We start from the raw sequence: 14,942 nt of genomic DNA, 5'->3' as shown, positions 1-14,942 counted from the left end.
GGCTGGCACGTGCGGGCGTCGGAAGACGCTGTTCCCATGAAGACGTTATTTGGTCTACACCGAGATATTGCGTTAGGAAATTCAACGCCGCGAACGTCTTCTATGGGTCGAAAACGGACATTCACGAATGGGTGCCTTTGGCCGATAGCCGCCATTCGATTTAGGGTCAAACCATCATTCAACAATGAAAAAAGCCCCGCATCGCTTTCAAGCGATGCGGGGCTTTTTTCGTGAGTGTGGGATATGAATTCCGTACCAATTTCTGTACCAATAACTGCGTATCAGCATGAAATTCTGGGTTGTCCTCAGTGCTAAGTCCCTGATTTCACTGACCCTGAGAACCTACTGAAAACCCCTAAACATGGCGGTGTAATTCTGTTCCAGGGACATGAAACTACCTGTGGGGATTTTCGCAAAGGACAAGGGTACGGTGGCGGACACAACCCTGCAAGTTCGGTGTAACGGCTTTACTCGTCGCGACCTTCCATCATGGTGCGTTTAAGGATCACGTAAACCGCGCCGGCACCGCCGTGTTTGGCCTGGCACGAGCAGAAGCCGAGCACCTGCGCATGCTGGCGCAGCCAGGTGTTGACGTGGCTTTTGATCATCGGGCGCTTGCCGTCCAGCCGCACAGCCTTGCCGTGGGTGACGCGTACGCAGCGGATTTCGAATTTGGTTGCTTCGGCGAGAAATGCCCAAAGGGTCTCGCGGGCCTTCTCGACGCTCATGCCGTGCAGGTCGAGGCTGCCTTCGAACGGAATCTGGCCGACCTTGAGCTTGCGCATCTGGCTTTCCTGAACCCCGTCGCGGGCCCACATCAACTCGTCTTCCGGGCCGACGTCAATTACGAACTGATCGGACAGACCGTCAACGGTGGTGGTTTCAGTGCGCACGGTCGCGGACTGGCGCAGTTTGGCGATCTGGGCGCGGTCAGCCTTGGGTTTGCCGGTGTCGGCGCGGTCGTGCTTGATCGGCTTGACGCCTTGGATCGCACTTTTGAACAGGGAAAAATCGTCGTCTTGCATGTCAGCCTCCGCGAAGGGCGGCCAGTTTACCCAAGTCGACACAAAACGGCCCGGCAAAAAGCCAGGCCGTTGAGTCAGTCGTGTTTTTTCATCAGATGCGGGGACATGTTCAGTTCCCGCGATTGCCGTGCGCGACGGCGGCAACGACGCCACAGGGCGACGCCGAAGTACAGAAACAACAAGCCGACCGCCAGAATGATTGCCGAGCCGAGCGGTGTTGCGTTCAAGTCGCCGAGCGCGGGAGGGCGCCCCAGCAGGCTGGCGGCTCCGGCCATCGCCAGCAGCACACCGAACGTCGCCAGAATGGCGGCGATCATTGCGCCGAATCGAAAACGCCAGTTGCTTTGGCCTTTGGGCCGCAAGCGGCGAGCGTCAAATCCATCGGATAACTTCATTCCGACCTTCCTCAATGGTATCGGCCCTTCGACCGGGAGTTGACCGGGTTGTTCCTGAGGCTAAGGCAATTGCAGCAAATGAGAGGCTTTTGCGGATGAGCGGCGGTGTGAGCCGCTCATCAGAGCTTCGACTGGCGCGAACGATCAGATCAGATCTTGAGTCAGGGCGAGGGTGGCGAAGTTATCGGCCATGATCGCCATTTCGGCTTCCTGTACCAGTTCAGCGCTGATCACCCGGCCCTTGAACGGCAGGTCACGGGTCGCGCAGGCGTCTTCAACCAGGGTGCAACGGAAACCCAGGTTCTTCGCCGCGCGCACGGTGGTGCTGACGCTGGAATGGCTCATGAAGCCGCAGACGATCAGATCCAGCGAACCGAGGTTTTGCAGACGATCCAGCAGCTCGGTGCCGTGGAAGGCACTCGGCAGCAGTTTGCCGATGATGGTTTCGTCGCTCTGCGGTTCCAGGCCCGGGATGAACTCACCGCGCTCGCCTTGCGGATCGAACAGACCACCGACGGTGCCGAGATGGCGCACGTGCACGATCGGCCGACCGGCTGCACGGGCCGCGGCGACCAGTTGTTTGATGTTCGCGACGGCCGCATCCATGCCGCTCAGGGCCAGCGGGCCACTGAGATATTCTTTCTGGGCATCGATGATGACCACAGTGGCATGGCTCAGTGTGGCTGCTGCATAACCGCGGCCGCTGAGTTGAAACATCGTTTTTGGAACGGACATTCGGGGGCTCCTTGGGGTGGGGCTTTTGCGACATTGTCCTCTGGCTGAGCGGTTCTGTGAATCGCTACCATCGTAGGCACCGTCGTTACTGGCGTGCAGCCATGTCAAGTTACACTTTATGTTGAAAAGCTGATGCAAAAATCAGAAAACTCCCACTGCCCCCACTATGTTTTTCCCGCGTCGTCGTGGCGCGTTTTGGCTGGTAGAATCGCCAGTCGTTTTTTCTGGAGTTTTGCGCCGTGATCACTTCCCGCCTTCGCACCCTGCGTGACCATATCCGTTGGGCCGTCAGCCGCTTCCATGGGGAGGATCTGTTTTTCGGCCATGGCACCGACAATGCCTGGGACGAAGCCCGCCAGTTGGTACTGGGTGCGTTGCACCTGCCGTGGGAAATCAACGACAGCTACCTCGACTGTGCGCTGGAAGACGATGAACTGGTCAATCTTCAGCGTCTGCTCAAGCGTCGCATCGAAGAGCGCATTCCGACTGCGTACCTGCTGGGCGAGGCGTGGTTCTGTGGCATGTCGTTCATCGTCGATGAACGTGTACTGATCCCGCGTTCGCCGATTGGCGAGCTGATCGAAAACCGCTTTGCGCCGTGGATTGGCAGCGAGCCTGCGCGGATTCTCGATCTATGCACCGGTTCCGGTTGCATCGGTATCGCTTGCGCCTACGAGTTCCAGAATACCGAAGTGGTATTGGCGGATCTGTCGTTTGAAGCGCTGGAAGTGGCCAATCAGAACATCGAACGTCATGGCGTTGATGAGCGTGTTTATACCGTGCAGGGCGATGGCTTCGATGGTTTGCCGGGTCAGCGTTTCGACCTGATCGTGTCGAATCCGCCTTACGTCGATGCCGAAGATTTTGCCGACATGCCGGACGAATACCAGCACGAACCAGAGCTGGGCCTGGCCTGCGGTGATGACGGTCTGAACCTGGTACGCCGGATGCTCGCCGAAGCGGCGGATCATCTGACCGAGAAGGGTTTGTTGATTGTCGAGGTGGGCAACAGCCAAGTGCACGTTGATGCGTTGTACCCGGAAGTCGACTTTGCCTGGCTGGAGTTCAAACGCGGTGGGCATGGCGTGTTCATGCTGACGGCGGAACAATGCCGCAACCATCAGGCCCTGTTCGCTTCCCGCATGTAACCCTAAAAGCATCGCGGGCAAGCCACGCTCCCACAGATTCTATGTGTGCCGCAGTATTCGGGCACTACACAAATCCTGTGGGAGCGTGGCTTGCCCGCGATGGGGTCGCCTCGGTCTAAAACTTTACCGGTGCGTAGCAATCCAGATCAGCAACCCGGCCTGAAACACCGCGAACGCCACCAGACAGGTAATGGTAAAGCGCAATCCAGCGTCTTCACGCTTGAACTTGCTGACCTTGTCTTCCTGCTTCTTCAGCTTCACTTCCTGCTCGGCCAGATTCTGCTCAGCCTGTTGCAGCATCTGCGCGGCTTCGAGAATCTCGACGATCTGCAGCTTTTCGCTGTTCCAGTCACCCAGCAAGTCACCGACCTGCACTTCCTTGACGCTGCCTTTCAAATGCTGGGCATCGGCGTAGACCACGTCAAAACCATGCACCCGTAGAAAGTGATCACGACGCAGACGGGTGTCTTCGTTCAGCGCGTCCTTGTTGTTCAAGTCCATGCCGTCGACGGTGTAGGCGGGCCATCGCTTTTTCGCCCAAGTGATGCCTTGAGCAGCCATGAAGCGACCGATGCCACGGTTCATTGGCTCGATCTGCAAGCCGCTGTCCGGGCCGAAATGCACGCGCTTGGTGGCGTGATCGACCCACACATCAAGAATATTCTGTTCTTTGCGCACACGCTGGCCAGGCAACTTGATCGCCATGCGCATCAGGCTGCGTTCTTTGCTGGTGCGCTCGGCGTAACCGAACTCGACAAAGCGCAGCGGCCGGCCGCCGGTATTGCGGTCAGTCTGCAGCGGGGCCAGGCGGAGCATCTTGTGGTGCTCGACGTGGACATCCGCCCACGGCAGCTCGACCGCTGGCGGTGCGTCTTTATCAGCGGTGGTGTCGGGTGAAGTCGGGGTATCAGTCATAACGGCGAGATCCTGTCCAAGCCCTGCTTGTCGCCAGCCGTTGCGCTGGCGACAAAGGCTTATCGGCCGTTTTCTTCAGGACTGGAGGGCAAACCTCGGTTAACGGGTGTGAAGTCCGTCAATAAACTCAAGGATTCGGCTGCCCAGTTCCGCTGCCAACGGCAAATTCGGGTCCTTATACGAGGCCATTTGCCGTTTCACGTCGGCGGGGACGATGCGCATGACGTGGTTCATGCCTTCGATCACGGCCAGTTGAGCATCGGGTTTGGCGGCTTTCAGCGCTTGTGCATCGCCGACTTCGACCTGCATGTCGTTACTGCCCTGAACGATCAGCGCCGGCATCTTCAATTGCGCGAAGGCCTTGGCCGGGTTCTGCCGGAACAGTGAAATCAGATACGGCTGCACACTCGGCCGGAAAATCGTCTGCAACGGCGCCGGCACATTGTCATCGGTGTGACCGGCCTTGAGGCTGTCGAGCAGCTCATTGCTGCGCTGCATCAGTGGCGGCGGCAAGTTGCGGGCCAATTGCTCGCGGATCACCTGATCGACCGGGCGGGCACTGCCGGACAAGGAAATCACCGCCGCCGCATCCGCACCCGGCGCCGCCAGCGTGGCAATCAACGCGCCTTCACTGTGGCCGAGCAAAATCAGCTGGCCGAAACGTGGGTCGGCCTTGAGCTTGCGCGCCCAGGCTTGAGCATCGGCGACGTAGGCTTCGACCGACAGATTGCGCTCATCCGGCGTCGCAGCGAGGCTCGCGGCCACACCACGCTTGTCGTAACGCAAACTGGCGACGTTGTGTTTGGCCAACACCCAGGCCAGACGCTTGAGGCTGTCATTGCGCCCGCCGTCGGGGTTATTGCCGTCACGGTCTGTAGGACCAGAGCCGGAAATGATCAGGACAACCGGCACCGGGTTGTCGGATTTTGGCAGCAGCAGCGAACCGAAAAGCTCACCAGTGCCTGTATCCAAAGTCATCGGACGTTGCAGGACGGTGGCATGGGCAAAACCGGTAAACAGGGTAAGACTCAAGATCAGAACTCGCAGCATCATCACGCCATCATTCGCCAAGGTGCCGGTTGGACTCACCAACACCACTAAGGTTCGAGGATGAACTAGTCGGTTAGCCTGCGTATACTGGCGCGCAATACGAATTTGGGTTTGATTTCACGGAGCGTCCTGCATGTCCGGCAATACCTACGGCAAGTTGTTCACTGTCACCACCGCTGGCGAAAGCCATGGTCCGGCGTTGGTCGCCATTGTCGACGGCTGCCCGCCGGGCCTGGAAATCTCGCTCGAAGACTTGCAGCGCGACCTTGATCGCCGCAAGCCAGGCACCAGCCGTCACACCACCCAGCGCCAGGAAGCCGACGAAGTCGAAATCCTTTCCGGCGTGTTCGAAGGGCGCACCACCGGTTGCTCCATCGGCCTGCTGATCCGCAACACCGATCAGAAGTCCAAGGACTACTCGGCGATCAAAGACCTGTTCCGCCCGGCCCACGCCGATTACACCTACCACCACAAATACGGCGAGCGCGATTACCGTGGTGGCGGCCGCAGCTCGGCCCGTGAAACCGCGATGCGCGTGGCGGCCGGTGCGATTGCCAAGAAGTATCTGGCAACCCAGGGCATCGTCATTCGCGGTTACATGAGCCAGCTCGGTCCGATTGAAATCCCGTTCAAGACCTGGGATTCGGTCGAAGACAATGCGTTCTTCAGCCCTGATCCGGACAAAGTCCCGGAGCTGGAAGCCTACATGGATCAACTGCGTCGCGATCAGGACTCGGTCGGGGCGAAGATCACCGTGGTTGCAGAAGGTGTGATGCCGGGGCTCGGCGAGCCGATTTTCGACCGCCTCGACGCTGAACTGGCCCACGCGCTGATGAGCATCAACGCGGTGAAAGGCGTGGAAATCGGCGCCGGTTTCGCCAGCGTCGCCCAGCGCGGCACCGAGCATCGCGACGAAATGACTCCGGAAGGTTTCCTCAGCAACAACGCTGGCGGCATCCTCGGCGGTATTTCCTCCGGTCAGCCGATCGTTGCGCATCTGGCCCTGAAACCGACGTCGAGCATCACTACGCCGGGCCGTTCGATCGACATCCACGGCAATCCGGTGGACGTGATCACCAAGGGTCGTCACGACCCATGCGTTGGCATCCGTGCCACGCCGATTGCCGAAGCGATGATGGCCATCGTGCTGATGGATCATCTGCTGCGTCACCGTGGGCAGAATGCCGATGTGCGCGTGAGCACTCCGGTGCTGGGTCAGCTTTAATGGCAAACCCTAAAGCCGCTGCGGCATAACCGGCGTGGCGGCGCTCCCTTACTGGCGGCTGTCCAGTTTCTACCTGTTCTATTTCGCCTTGCTCGGCTCGACGGCGCCGTTTCTGGCGCTGTACTTCGATCACCTCGGATTCAGCGCCGCACGCATCGGCGAGCTGGTGGCGATACCGATGCTGATGCGCTGCGTCGCGCCGAACATCTGGGGCTGGCTCGGCGATTACACCGGTAAACGGCTGGCCATCGTGCGTTTCGGCGCGGTGTGCACGTTGCTGACGTTTTCGCTGGTATTCGTCAGCAAGACCTACGCCTGGCTGGCGATGGTCATGGCCTTGCACGCCTTCTTCTGGCACGCCGTGCTGCCGCAATTCGAAGTCATCACCCTTGCGCATTTAAACGGGCAAACCTCGCGCTACAGCCAGATCCGGCTGTGGGGCTCGATTGGTTTCATCATCACCGTGGTAGTCCTTGGGCGCCTGTTCGAATGGCTGAGCCTCGATATTTACCCGGCGGCGCTGGTGCTGATCATGGCCGGTATTGTGCTGAGCAGCCTGTGGGTGCCGAACGCGCAACCGGCGCAAGGCAATCGGCCGACGGGCGAGGGCTTTCTTAAACAGCTGCGCAGTCCCGGTGTGCTGGCGTTTTACGGCTGCGTCGCGCTGATGCAGATGAGCCACGGCCCGTATTACACGTTTCTGACTTTGCACCTGGAACGACTCGGCTACAGTCGCGGCGTGATCGGCATGCTCTGGGCGGTCGGCGTGGTCGCCGAAGTGCTGATGTTCATGGCCATGAGCTGGATTCTCGCGCGCTTTTCCCTGCGACGGGTGCTGATGGTCAGTTTCCTGCTGGCGGCGTTGCGCTGGTTGCTGCTAGGTTCATTCGCTGAATTTCTGTGGGTGCTGCTGTTTGCTCAAGTGCTGCACGCCGCCACGTTTGGCAGTTTTCATGCTTCTGCCATCCAGTTCGTGCAACGTAGTTTCGGTGCGCGCCAGCAAGGGCAGGGCCAGGCGTTGTACGCTGCGCTGGCCGGCACCGGTGGCGCATTGGGCGCGTTGTATTCCGGTTACAGCTGGAATGCCCTCGGCGCGACATTGACCTTTAGTATTGCCAGTCTCGCAGCGCTCGCTGCTGCCGTTATCATTGCCACCCGAATGCAAGAGGACAGGCCATGAGCCTTACGCGTGAACAGCTTGCCCAGCAGATCGTCGACGCCGGGCGTTTTCTATATGGTCGCGGCTGGTCGCCGGCCACCAGCAGCAATTATTCGACGCGCCTGTCGCCGAGCGAAGCGTTGCTGACGGTGTCCGGCAAGCACAAAGGCCAGTTGGGTCTGGACGATGTGCTGGCCACCGATTTGTCCGGCAACAGTCTGGAACCGGGCAAAAAGCCCTCCGCCGAAACCCTGCTGCACATGCAGTTGTATAGCTGGCGCCCGGAGATCGGTGCGGTGTTGCACACCCATTCGGTGAACGCCACGGTGCTGTCGCGCCTGACCCGGGAAGACTTCATCGAGTTCGAAGACTACGAACTGCAAAAAGCCTTCAGCGGCGTTTCGACCCATGAATCCCGGGTGCGCGTGCCGATTTTCGACAACGATCAGGACATTGCGCGCCTCGCCGCCAAGGTGCAGCCTTGGCTTGAAGCCCATCCCGATTGCGTCGGATATCTGATCCGTGGCCACGGCCTCTACACCTGGGGCGCGCAGATGAACGACGCGCTTCGGCAGATTGAGGCCTTCGAATTCCTGTTTGAATGCGAGTTGAAAACCCGCAGCGTCATGAACCGCCAAGGCTGACTTCACCAGAAGTAGCCCATTTGCCTGATGAAATGCTGTGCCCGACCGGTCTCAAAGAACCGGACGGCAAGGCCGATACCGAGGAATTGCCCCAATGAGCAGCCTGTCCGTCTATCACGTTTCCAGCCCCGACATTCCGAACAAGGTGTTGACCCATCTTGAAGATATCGCCTCGACGCTGGCCGAGCAGGGCGTGCGTTTCGACCGCTGGCAAGCCGCCGCGAAGATCCAGCCCGGCGCCAGTCAGGAAGAAGTGATCAGCGCTTATAAAGAGCAGATCGACCAGTTGATGACCGAGCGTGGCTACATCACCGTCGATGTCATCAGCCTCAACAGCGATCATCCGCAAAAAGCCGAATTGCGCGCCAAGTTCCTTGAAGAACACCGCCATGGTGAAGACGAAGTACGATTTTTCGTCGCCGGGCGTGGGCTGTTTACCCTGCACATCGACGATTACGTCTACGCGGTACTTTGCGAGAAAAACGATCTGATCTCGGTCCCGGCCGGCACCAAACACTGGTTCGACATGGGCGAGCATCCGCATTTCGTGGCGATTCGTCTGTTCAACAACCCTGACGGCTGGGTTGCCAACTTCACCGGCGAAGACATCGCCAGCCGCTTCCCGCGTCTGGAGGACTGAGCCGATGTCGATCAAAGTCATCCTCACCGACATCGAAGGCACCACCAGCGCCGTGAGTTTCGTGTTCGACGTGCTGTTTCCCTACGCCGCCAAACACCTGCCGGACTTCGTTCGCCAGAACGCCGACCGCGCCGATGTTGCTGCGCAGATCGAAGCCGTGCGCCGCGACAGCAATGAGCCGCAGGCTGATGTTGAACGGGTTGTTGAAATTCTTCTGAGCTGGATCGCTGAAGACCGCAAAGCCACGCCGCTCAAGGCGTTGCAGGGCATGGTCTGGGAACAGGGTTATCAGGCCGGGCAGTTGAAGGGCCACGTCTATCCGGATGCCGTTGAAGCGCTCAAGCGCTGGCATCAGGCGGGTTATCAACTGTTTGTGTACTCGTCCGGTTCGATCCAGGCGCAGAAACTGATTTTCGGCTGCTCGGAAGCGGGCGATCTGACGCCGTTGTTCAGCGGCTACTTCGACACCACCTCAGGGCCCAAGCGTGAGGCGCAGTCCTACAGCAACATTCAACAAGCCATCGGCGTTGAACCGGCGCAGATCCTGTTCCTCTCGGATATCGTCGAAGAACTCGACGCAGCCCAAGCAGCCGGCCTGCAAACCTGCGGTGTGGCCCGTGAAGGCGGCGAGCTGCAAGGCCACGTTACCGTCGACAGCTTCAGCGGCATCGAGCCGGAAGCCTTTTAATCCACATAAATCAAATGTGGGAGCCAGCCTGCTGGCGATAGCGGTAATTCCTATAAACAGATGTTGCCTGACCCAGCGCAATCGCCAGCAGGCTGGCTCCCACAGGGTTTTGTATCAGACACAAAAAACAGGCCGTGAAGCTTTCGCTCCACGGCCTGTTTTGTTTAACGAGTCTGTCTTACGCCGAATGATAGGTCGGCAGAGCAAAACGCTGTTGGCTTTGCAGCATGCCGATCTGCGGCAATTCGCTGGCCTGTTCAGCCAGGTCACGGCGGATTGCGCTGATCGCCCACGACAGTTGATCGCCGGCATGCATTTGCTGATAGGTCAGTGCGCGTTTAAACACTTTGCCGTCGCTGCTGCGCAGGGTCAGCAGAATCCCGCCATCGGGGCGTGGGGCAGTGGTGACGTCGAAGTTGGAGAACAGGGAGGTAAATTTTTCTTGGATCAGGCTCATGTCTTTCAGCTCCGTATGCACTTGAATGGCAAGCATGCAGAGGAGGTTGCAGCGTTTGTGCCAGCATTCGAATTTAAATAAATCGTTATAAAACAATGAGTTAAAAAATTAGCCAATTTCGCCGCTCGTGCAATCTGCATGAATGGCCATCGTGCATCCTGCATTTTGCGGGATCGTTGTCGATTCAACGGAACCAATCGATAAAGCCACGATCATCGCCACGCCGGAAGGATTGGCGGATACAAAACATTGCAAAAACCGCGTGTACAGCCCGAGAAGTGCTGACGTATTTTCGACCTCGACCTTCGTTGCCAAACGCCGGTTGCGTCAGCCAATTGCCCGACAATAAAAAAACCGGCCAGCACGTCATGGCCGAACGGGGATCCGCCATGAGTCACGCGCCAAGCGACACGATTACCTGGAGCATGATGCTCCGCAAACTGCCGATGATCGCCAAAGCCATCCCACGGGTGGTCAAGGGCATGAAAGTCGCCAACGTCACGGACCCGACCCAAACGTGTGGCCTCGGCTGGACATTCGAACAAGCGACCCTGCGCAATCCCGATGGCCCGGCGTTATTGCAGGGCGAGGTGCTGCTGAGCTATTCGCAGGTCAATCAATGGGCCAATCGTATCGCCCACTATCTGGTCGAACAGGGCATTGGCAAAGGCGATGTGGTCGCAGTATTCATCGAGAATCGCCCGGAACTGCTGGTGACGATTCTGGCGCTGGCCAAGGTCGGCGCGGTCAGTGCGCTGCTCAACACCTCGCAGACCCGCGATACGCTGATCCACAGCGTGAACCTGGTAGCGCCAGTGGCGATTGTCGTCGGTGAAGAATTGCTGCCGGCCTTTGCCGCTGTGCGCGAGCAGGTGTCGATTGCGCCGCAGCGCACCTGGTTTGTTGCCGATCAGGACACCTACAGCCACCCGGGCATTGCGCCCGAGGGTTACGTCAATCTGATCAGCGCCAGTGCCGATGCGTCGGGGGACAATCCGCCAAGCAGTCAGCAGATTTTCTTCGACGATCCCTGTTTCTACATCTACACCTCCGGCACTACCGGCTTGCCCAAGGCAGGCGTGTTCAAGCATGGGCGCTGGATGCGCAGTTCGGCGAGTTTCGGCATGATCGCCCTCGACATGCGTCCCGAAGACGTCGTTTATTGCACCTTGCCGCTGTATCACGCCACCGGTCTTTGCGTCTGCTGGGGCTCGGCGATCAATGGGGCATCAGGGTTTGCGATCCGCCGCAAATTCAGCGCCAGTCAGTTCTGGAGTGACGTGCGCCGCTACCGGGCGACCACCATCGGTTATGTCGGCGAACTGTGCCGCTATCTGGTGGACCAGCCGCGCAGCGCCGATGACAGCCGCCACGACGTGCGCAAGATGATCGGCAATGGCCTGCGCCCCGGCGCTTGGGCGGAGTTCAAGACACGTTTTGCGGTCGATCACATCTGCGAGTTGTACGCGGCGAGTGACGGCAATATCGGTTTCACCAACATCCTCAACTTCGATAACACTATCGGTTTTTCGCTGATGGCCTGGGAGTTGGTGGCCTACGACCATGACAGCGGCGAACCGCTGCGCAGCGCCGATGGATTCATGCGCAAGGTCGACAAGGGTGAGCAGGGCCTGTTGCTGGCGCGAATCGATGAAAAGGCGCCGCTGGACGGTTACACCGATCCGCAGAAGACCGCCAAGGTCGTACTGCACGATGTGTTCGTCAAAGGCGACCGCTTCTTCAATACCGGTGATTTGCTGCGCAATATCGGTTTCGGTCATGCGCAATTTGTTGATCGCTTGGGCGACACCTACCGCTGGAAGGGCGAAAACGTCTCGACCACCGAAGTCGAAAACCTCTTGCTGCAACATCCGCATATCTCCGAAGCCGTGGCTTACGGCGTGGAGGTGCGCAACACCAATGGCCGCGCCGGCATGGCCGCAATCACTCCCGCCGAATCCCTCGCGACCCTGGATTTCGCTGAACTGCTGACCTTCGCCCGCGAGCGCATGCCAGCCTACGCGGTGCCGTTGTTCCTGCGGGTCAAGGTGAAAATGGAAACCACCGGCACCTTCAAATACCAGAAAACACGACTGAAAAGCGAAGGCTTCGACCCCGGCCAGACGGGCGATGATCCGATTTATGCGTGGCTGCCCGGCAGTCAGACTTATGTGCAGGTCACCGATCAGGTTCTGGCCGAAATTCATCAGGGCAAGTACCGTTATTGATTCTGGCTATCGGTGTTTTTTAGAAAAAGGGGGTGACAGCTTTCGTCTCGCTCGGGAAACTGTCGGCATTTCCGATTGACCGAAAGTGGAGTTGCCCCATGTCCGAACAAAGCCGCCAGATGACCCCTGAAGAAGCTGCCGAATTCACCGAGCAGGTTTTCAACAAGGCACGCGACGGTGATGCGCAGATGCTTGATCGCCTGGTCAGCGCCGGTCTGCCGGTGAATCTGAAAAACAGCAAGGGCGATACCTTGCTGATGCTCGCCAGCTACTACGGTCATATCGACGCGGTAAACGTGTTGCTCAAGCACAAGGCTGATCCTGAACAACGCAATGGCAACGGCCAGAGCCCGATTGCCGGTGCAGCGTTCAAAGGTGACTTGGCAGTGGTCAAGGCACTGGTTGAAGCCGGCGCCGAAATCGAAGGCTCGTCGTTCGATGGTCGCACTGCGCTGATGATGGCGGCGATGTTCAACCGCGTTGAAATCGTCGATTACCTGATCAGCAAGGGTGCCAACCCGCAAGCCAAGGACGCCAATGGCATCACCGCGCTGGACGCCGCCCGCACCATGGGCGCGGTCGATACCACGGCGCAGCTGGAAAAACTGCTCGGTTAAGAACAGCATCTACCACAGTGGTCTGGTGTGCAGTCTGAGAGGGCAGAATGCGCTATCCTTCGCGCCCTCAAAACTCCCATCGTCACAGGATCTGCCCCATGAAAGCTGCACTCGTCGAACTCATCAGCAAAATCAGCTCCGGCTGCATGGGCGAGGACGAGATCCTGAAGGTCGCTGACGAAGCAGCGCAGGCTTACGCCGATACCGACGCCTTTCTGGCAGCCAATCCGGACATCAACTACGACGAAACTTTCCCGATTCCATTGGGCGAGTGGGTCGTGGTCGGCAGCCTGCCGGAAACCGTGCTGTTCCAGGCCGACACCTACGTTGACCTGTTTGCGCAGATCGTTGCCTCGTTCGGTCCAGGCGTCGATTTCAACCTCAAGCCCAAGCAACTGGCCAAGACCGAAGCGCTGACTGCGCTCAACCGCATTCAGGTGCAGATGAGCAGCATGAACAAGGAAAACGGCGGTTACACGCTGATGAACTTCAGCCAGTTGCTCGACGATGAACTGCAAATGGTGCTGGTCTTCGGCAACGACATTCTGCGTGTGCTGGAGCTGTGCGCCGAAGTCGGCATCACCGCTGCGCCGGCGCTCGAAGCCTTGAAGATCGCGATTCACGTCTGAACACAATAAAAGGGAACCCTGCTCAGGCCCGTCTATCCTAAGAGTGGATGCCACTACTCTGGAGCGACACCATGGGTTCCACGTTCAACGGTCTGATCGGCCTGATCATTCTTGCCCTCGACATCTGGGCCATCATCAATGTGCTGAAAAGCGGCGCCGAAACCGGGATGAAAATCCTCTGGGTGCTACTGATCATCCTCCTGCCAGTGCTGGGCCTGATCATCTGGGCCATCGCCGGGCCACGGGGCAACGTCCGGATCTGACGCGATCTCCAGAACAACCTGGAACCTGTGGGAGCTGGCTTGCCAGCGATTGGATCAGCGCGATGTCATCGACAGACCGCGTTGATTGCATCGCTGGCAAGCCAGCTCCCACAGGGATTGTGGTTTGCCGATCAACAGAGGTTCGACCTGTCATCTTGCGCAACGTAGAATGCGCGCCTTTCCCGGGCAATCTGCACCACGATCGGCGCCCGCGCATTCATCGGAGCACTTCACCATGACCGTCAACAAAACCAGCGAGTACCTGGAAACCCTCTACGAAGGCTACGGCCAGCGTTTTCGCATGGAAAAACTGCTGCACGAAGTGCGCACCGAACACCAGCATCTGGTGATCTTCCAGAACCCGCGCATGGGCCGGGTCATGGCGCTGGACGGCGTGATCCAGACCACCGAAGCCGACGAATTCATCTACCACGAAATGCTCACCCACGTACCGATCCTCGCCCACGGCAGCGCCAAGCGCGTGTTGATCATCGGCGGCGGTGACGGCGGCATGCTGCGCGAAGTGACCAAACACGCAGGCGTCGAACACATCACCATGGTCGAGATCGACGGCACCGTGGTCGACATGTGCAAAGAGTTCTTGCCGAACCACTCCAAGGGCGCCTACGACGATCCACGTCTGAACCTGGTGATCGACGACGGCATGCGTTTCGTCGCCACCACCACTGAAAAATTCGACGTGATCATCTCCGACTCCACCGACCCGATTGGTCCGGGTGAAGTGCTGTTCTCGGAAAACTTCTACCAGGCCTGCCACCGCTGCCTGAACGAAGGCGGGATTCTGGTGACGCAGAACGGCACGCCGTTCATGCAGATCGACGAAGTCAAAACCACCGCCGGTCGCCTGCGCAGCCTGTTCCCGGACTGGCACTTCTATCAGGCGGCCGTGCCGACCTACATCGGCGGCTCGATGACGTTTGCCTGGGGCTCGACCAATCCGGCTTACCGCAAACTGAGCCGTGAAACCCTGCAGCAGCGCTTCATCGGCAGCGGCATCGTCACGCGCTACTACAACCCGGAAATCCACATCGGCGCGTTCGCCTTGCCGCAATACGTGCTGCAAGCGATCAACAAGCCAGGCAACGACTGATCCCCTGCTGATA

17 protein-coding genes are annotated in these 14,942 nt (G+C 58.8%); 11 read left to right on the top strand and 6 right to left on the bottom strand.

All coding sequences use genetic code 11. From position 1 onward, the window contains the following. Window positions 1-467: 467 nt before the first annotated feature. From ACTWLJ_RS26740 to ACTWLJ_RS26730, 3 genes are all read right to left on the bottom strand, one after another. Window positions 468-1,025, bottom strand: coding sequence for a Smr/MutS family protein (locus ACTWLJ_RS26740; RefSeq protein WP_401218409.1), 558 nt, complete (start codon window positions 1,023-1,025; stop codon window positions 468-470). Window positions 1,026-1,099: 74 nt separating this feature from the next. After that, window positions 1,100-1,420 (bottom strand): hypothetical protein, encoded by a 321-nt coding sequence (locus ACTWLJ_RS26735; protein WP_401218406.1) that lies wholly within the window; start codon window positions 1,418-1,420, stop codon window positions 1,100-1,102. Window positions 1,421-1,564: 144 nt separating this feature from the next. Next, window positions 1,565-2,155: a cysteine hydrolase family protein gene (locus ACTWLJ_RS26730; RefSeq protein WP_445179141.1), complete on the bottom strand. Its 591-nt coding sequence runs from the start codon at window positions 2,153-2,155 to the stop codon at window positions 1,565-1,567. Window positions 2,156-2,394: 239 nt separating this feature from the next. Here ACTWLJ_RS26730 and prmB point away from each other — a divergent pair, with 239 nt between their 5' ends. Beyond that, entirely contained in the window at window positions 2,395-3,303 is a 909-nt protein-coding gene (gene prmB, locus ACTWLJ_RS26725; protein WP_445179140.1) for a 50S ribosomal protein L3 N(5)-glutamine methyltransferase, read from the top strand. A gap of 123 nt (window positions 3,304-3,426) precedes the next feature. Here prmB and ACTWLJ_RS26720 read toward each other — a convergent pair whose 3' ends face one another. Next, on the bottom strand, window positions 3,427-4,218 hold the full coding sequence (locus ACTWLJ_RS26720; protein WP_445179139.1) for a hypothetical protein: 792 nt from the start codon (window positions 4,216-4,218) through the stop codon (window positions 3,427-3,429). A 99-nt stretch (window positions 4,219-4,317) separates the two neighbouring features. Continuing rightward, on the bottom strand, window positions 4,318-5,271 hold the full coding sequence (locus tag ACTWLJ_RS26715) for an alpha/beta hydrolase (protein WP_445179138.1): 954 nt from the start codon (window positions 5,269-5,271) through the stop codon (window positions 4,318-4,320). A 130-nt stretch (window positions 5,272-5,401) separates the two neighbouring features. Here ACTWLJ_RS26715 and aroC point away from each other — a divergent pair, with 130 nt between their 5' ends. The 5 genes from aroC to mtnC all read left to right on the top strand — a co-directional run bounded on the left by aroC (window position 5,402) and on the right by mtnC (window position 9,624). Further along, on the top strand, window positions 5,402-6,493 hold the full coding sequence (gene aroC, locus ACTWLJ_RS26710; protein WP_099758435.1) for a chorismate synthase: 1,092 nt from the start codon (window positions 5,402-5,404) through the stop codon (window positions 6,491-6,493). 34 nt (window positions 6,494-6,527) lie between these two features. After that, window positions 6,528-7,673: an MFS transporter gene (locus ACTWLJ_RS26705; protein WP_445179137.1), complete on the top strand. Its 1,146-nt coding sequence runs from the start codon at window positions 6,528-6,530 to the stop codon at window positions 7,671-7,673. Further along, window positions 7,670-8,296, top strand: coding sequence for a methylthioribulose 1-phosphate dehydratase (locus tag ACTWLJ_RS26700; RefSeq protein WP_445179136.1), 627 nt, complete (start codon window positions 7,670-7,672; stop codon window positions 8,294-8,296). Before ACTWLJ_RS26705 ends, ACTWLJ_RS26700 begins: the two co-directional genes overlap by 4 nt. Window positions 8,297-8,390: 94 nt before the next feature. Next, a complete protein-coding gene (locus ACTWLJ_RS26695; protein WP_445179135.1) occupies window positions 8,391-8,936 on the top strand; it encodes a 1,2-dihydroxy-3-keto-5-methylthiopentene dioxygenase in 546 nt (181 codons plus the stop codon). A gap of 4 nt (window positions 8,937-8,940) precedes the next feature. Next, complete coding sequence (gene mtnC / locus ACTWLJ_RS26690) at window positions 8,941-9,624, top strand: acireductone synthase (RefSeq protein ID WP_445179134.1); 684 nt, start codon at window positions 8,941-8,943, stop codon at window positions 9,622-9,624. A gap of 178 nt (window positions 9,625-9,802) precedes the next feature. Here the strand turns inward: mtnC and ACTWLJ_RS26685 are convergent, their stop codons facing one another. Beyond that, window positions 9,803-10,081 carry a DUF3509 domain-containing protein gene (locus ACTWLJ_RS26685; protein WP_401218414.1) on the bottom strand — a complete coding sequence of 93 codons (279 nt, stop codon included), beginning with the start codon at window positions 10,079-10,081 and terminating at the stop codon, window positions 9,803-9,805. A 389-nt stretch (window positions 10,082-10,470) separates the two neighbouring features. On the opposite strand from ACTWLJ_RS26685, the gene ACTWLJ_RS26680 reads away from it, so the two are divergent. The 5 genes from ACTWLJ_RS26680 (at window position 10,471) to speE (ending at window position 14,929) form a co-directional block, all read left to right on the top strand. After that, window positions 10,471-12,309: a long-chain-acyl-CoA synthetase gene (locus ACTWLJ_RS26680; protein ID WP_445179133.1), complete on the top strand. Its 1,839-nt coding sequence runs from the start codon at window positions 10,471-10,473 to the stop codon at window positions 12,307-12,309. Between the two features lie 98 nt (window positions 12,310-12,407). Beyond that, window positions 12,408-12,926 carry an ankyrin repeat domain-containing protein gene (locus tag ACTWLJ_RS26675; protein ID WP_445179132.1) on the top strand — a complete coding sequence of 173 codons (519 nt, stop codon included), beginning with the start codon at window positions 12,408-12,410 and terminating at the stop codon, window positions 12,924-12,926. 98 nt (window positions 12,927-13,024) lie between these two features. Beyond that, window positions 13,025-13,555 carry a hypothetical protein gene (locus ACTWLJ_RS26670; protein ID WP_445179131.1) on the top strand — a complete coding sequence of 177 codons (531 nt, stop codon included), beginning with the start codon at window positions 13,025-13,027 and terminating at the stop codon, window positions 13,553-13,555. Between the two features lie 71 nt (window positions 13,556-13,626). Next, entirely contained in the window at window positions 13,627-13,818 is a 192-nt protein-coding gene (locus ACTWLJ_RS26665) for a PLDc N-terminal domain-containing protein (protein WP_003223221.1), read from the top strand. Between the two features lie 235 nt (window positions 13,819-14,053). Then, a complete protein-coding gene (gene speE / locus ACTWLJ_RS26660; RefSeq protein WP_445179130.1) occupies window positions 14,054-14,929 on the top strand; it encodes a polyamine aminopropyltransferase in 876 nt (291 codons plus the stop codon). Window positions 14,930-14,942 lie beyond the last annotated feature (13 nt).

The sequence above is a fragment of the Pseudomonas sp. McL0111 genome, from assembly GCF_052567255.1.
The sequence above is the reverse complement of the archived record's forward strand: the minus strand, read 5'-3'. Positions and strand labels throughout refer to the sequence as shown.

What these genes read in the sequence shown, in the direction of transcription:
- ACTWLJ_RS26740 (WP_401218409.1), bottom strand. Translation starts at nt 1,025, where the DNA reads ATGCAAGACGACGATTTTTCCCTGTTCAAAAGTGCGATCCAAGGCGTC.
- ACTWLJ_RS26715 (WP_445179138.1), bottom strand. Translation starts at nt 5,271, where the DNA reads ATGATGCTGCGAGTTCTGATCTTGAGTCTTACCCTGTTTACCGGTTTT.
- ACTWLJ_RS26680 (WP_445179133.1), top strand. Translation starts at nt 10,471, where the DNA reads ATGAGTCACGCGCCAAGCGACACGATTACCTGGAGCATGATGCTCCGC.
- mtnC (WP_445179134.1), top strand. Translation starts at nt 8,941, where the DNA reads ATGTCGATCAAAGTCATCCTCACCGACATCGAAGGCACCACCAGCGCC.
- ACTWLJ_RS26665 (WP_003223221.1), top strand. Translation starts at nt 13,627, where the DNA reads ATGGGTTCCACGTTCAACGGTCTGATCGGCCTGATCATTCTTGCCCTC.
- ACTWLJ_RS26735 (WP_401218406.1), bottom strand. Translation starts at nt 1,420, where the DNA reads ATGAAGTTATCCGATGGATTTGACGCTCGCCGCTTGCGGCCCAAAGGC.
- ACTWLJ_RS26700 (WP_445179136.1), top strand. Translation starts at nt 7,670, where the DNA reads ATGAGCCTTACGCGTGAACAGCTTGCCCAGCAGATCGTCGACGCCGGG.
- ACTWLJ_RS26675 (WP_445179132.1), top strand. Translation starts at nt 12,408, where the DNA reads ATGTCCGAACAAAGCCGCCAGATGACCCCTGAAGAAGCTGCCGAATTC.
- ACTWLJ_RS26730 (WP_445179141.1), bottom strand. Translation starts at nt 2,155, where the DNA reads ATGTCCGTTCCAAAAACGATGTTTCAACTCAGCGGCCGCGGTTATGCA.
- ACTWLJ_RS26670 (WP_445179131.1), top strand. Translation starts at nt 13,025, where the DNA reads ATGAAAGCTGCACTCGTCGAACTCATCAGCAAAATCAGCTCCGGCTGC.
- aroC (WP_099758435.1), top strand. Translation starts at nt 5,402, where the DNA reads ATGTCCGGCAATACCTACGGCAAGTTGTTCACTGTCACCACCGCTGGC.
- speE (WP_445179130.1), top strand. Translation starts at nt 14,054, where the DNA reads ATGACCGTCAACAAAACCAGCGAGTACCTGGAAACCCTCTACGAAGGC.
- ACTWLJ_RS26685 (WP_401218414.1), bottom strand. Translation starts at nt 10,081, where the DNA reads ATGAGCCTGATCCAAGAAAAATTTACCTCCCTGTTCTCCAACTTCGAC.
- ACTWLJ_RS26695 (WP_445179135.1), top strand. Translation starts at nt 8,391, where the DNA reads ATGAGCAGCCTGTCCGTCTATCACGTTTCCAGCCCCGACATTCCGAAC.
- ACTWLJ_RS26720 (WP_445179139.1), bottom strand. Translation starts at nt 4,218, where the DNA reads ATGACTGATACCCCGACTTCACCCGACACCACCGCTGATAAAGACGCA.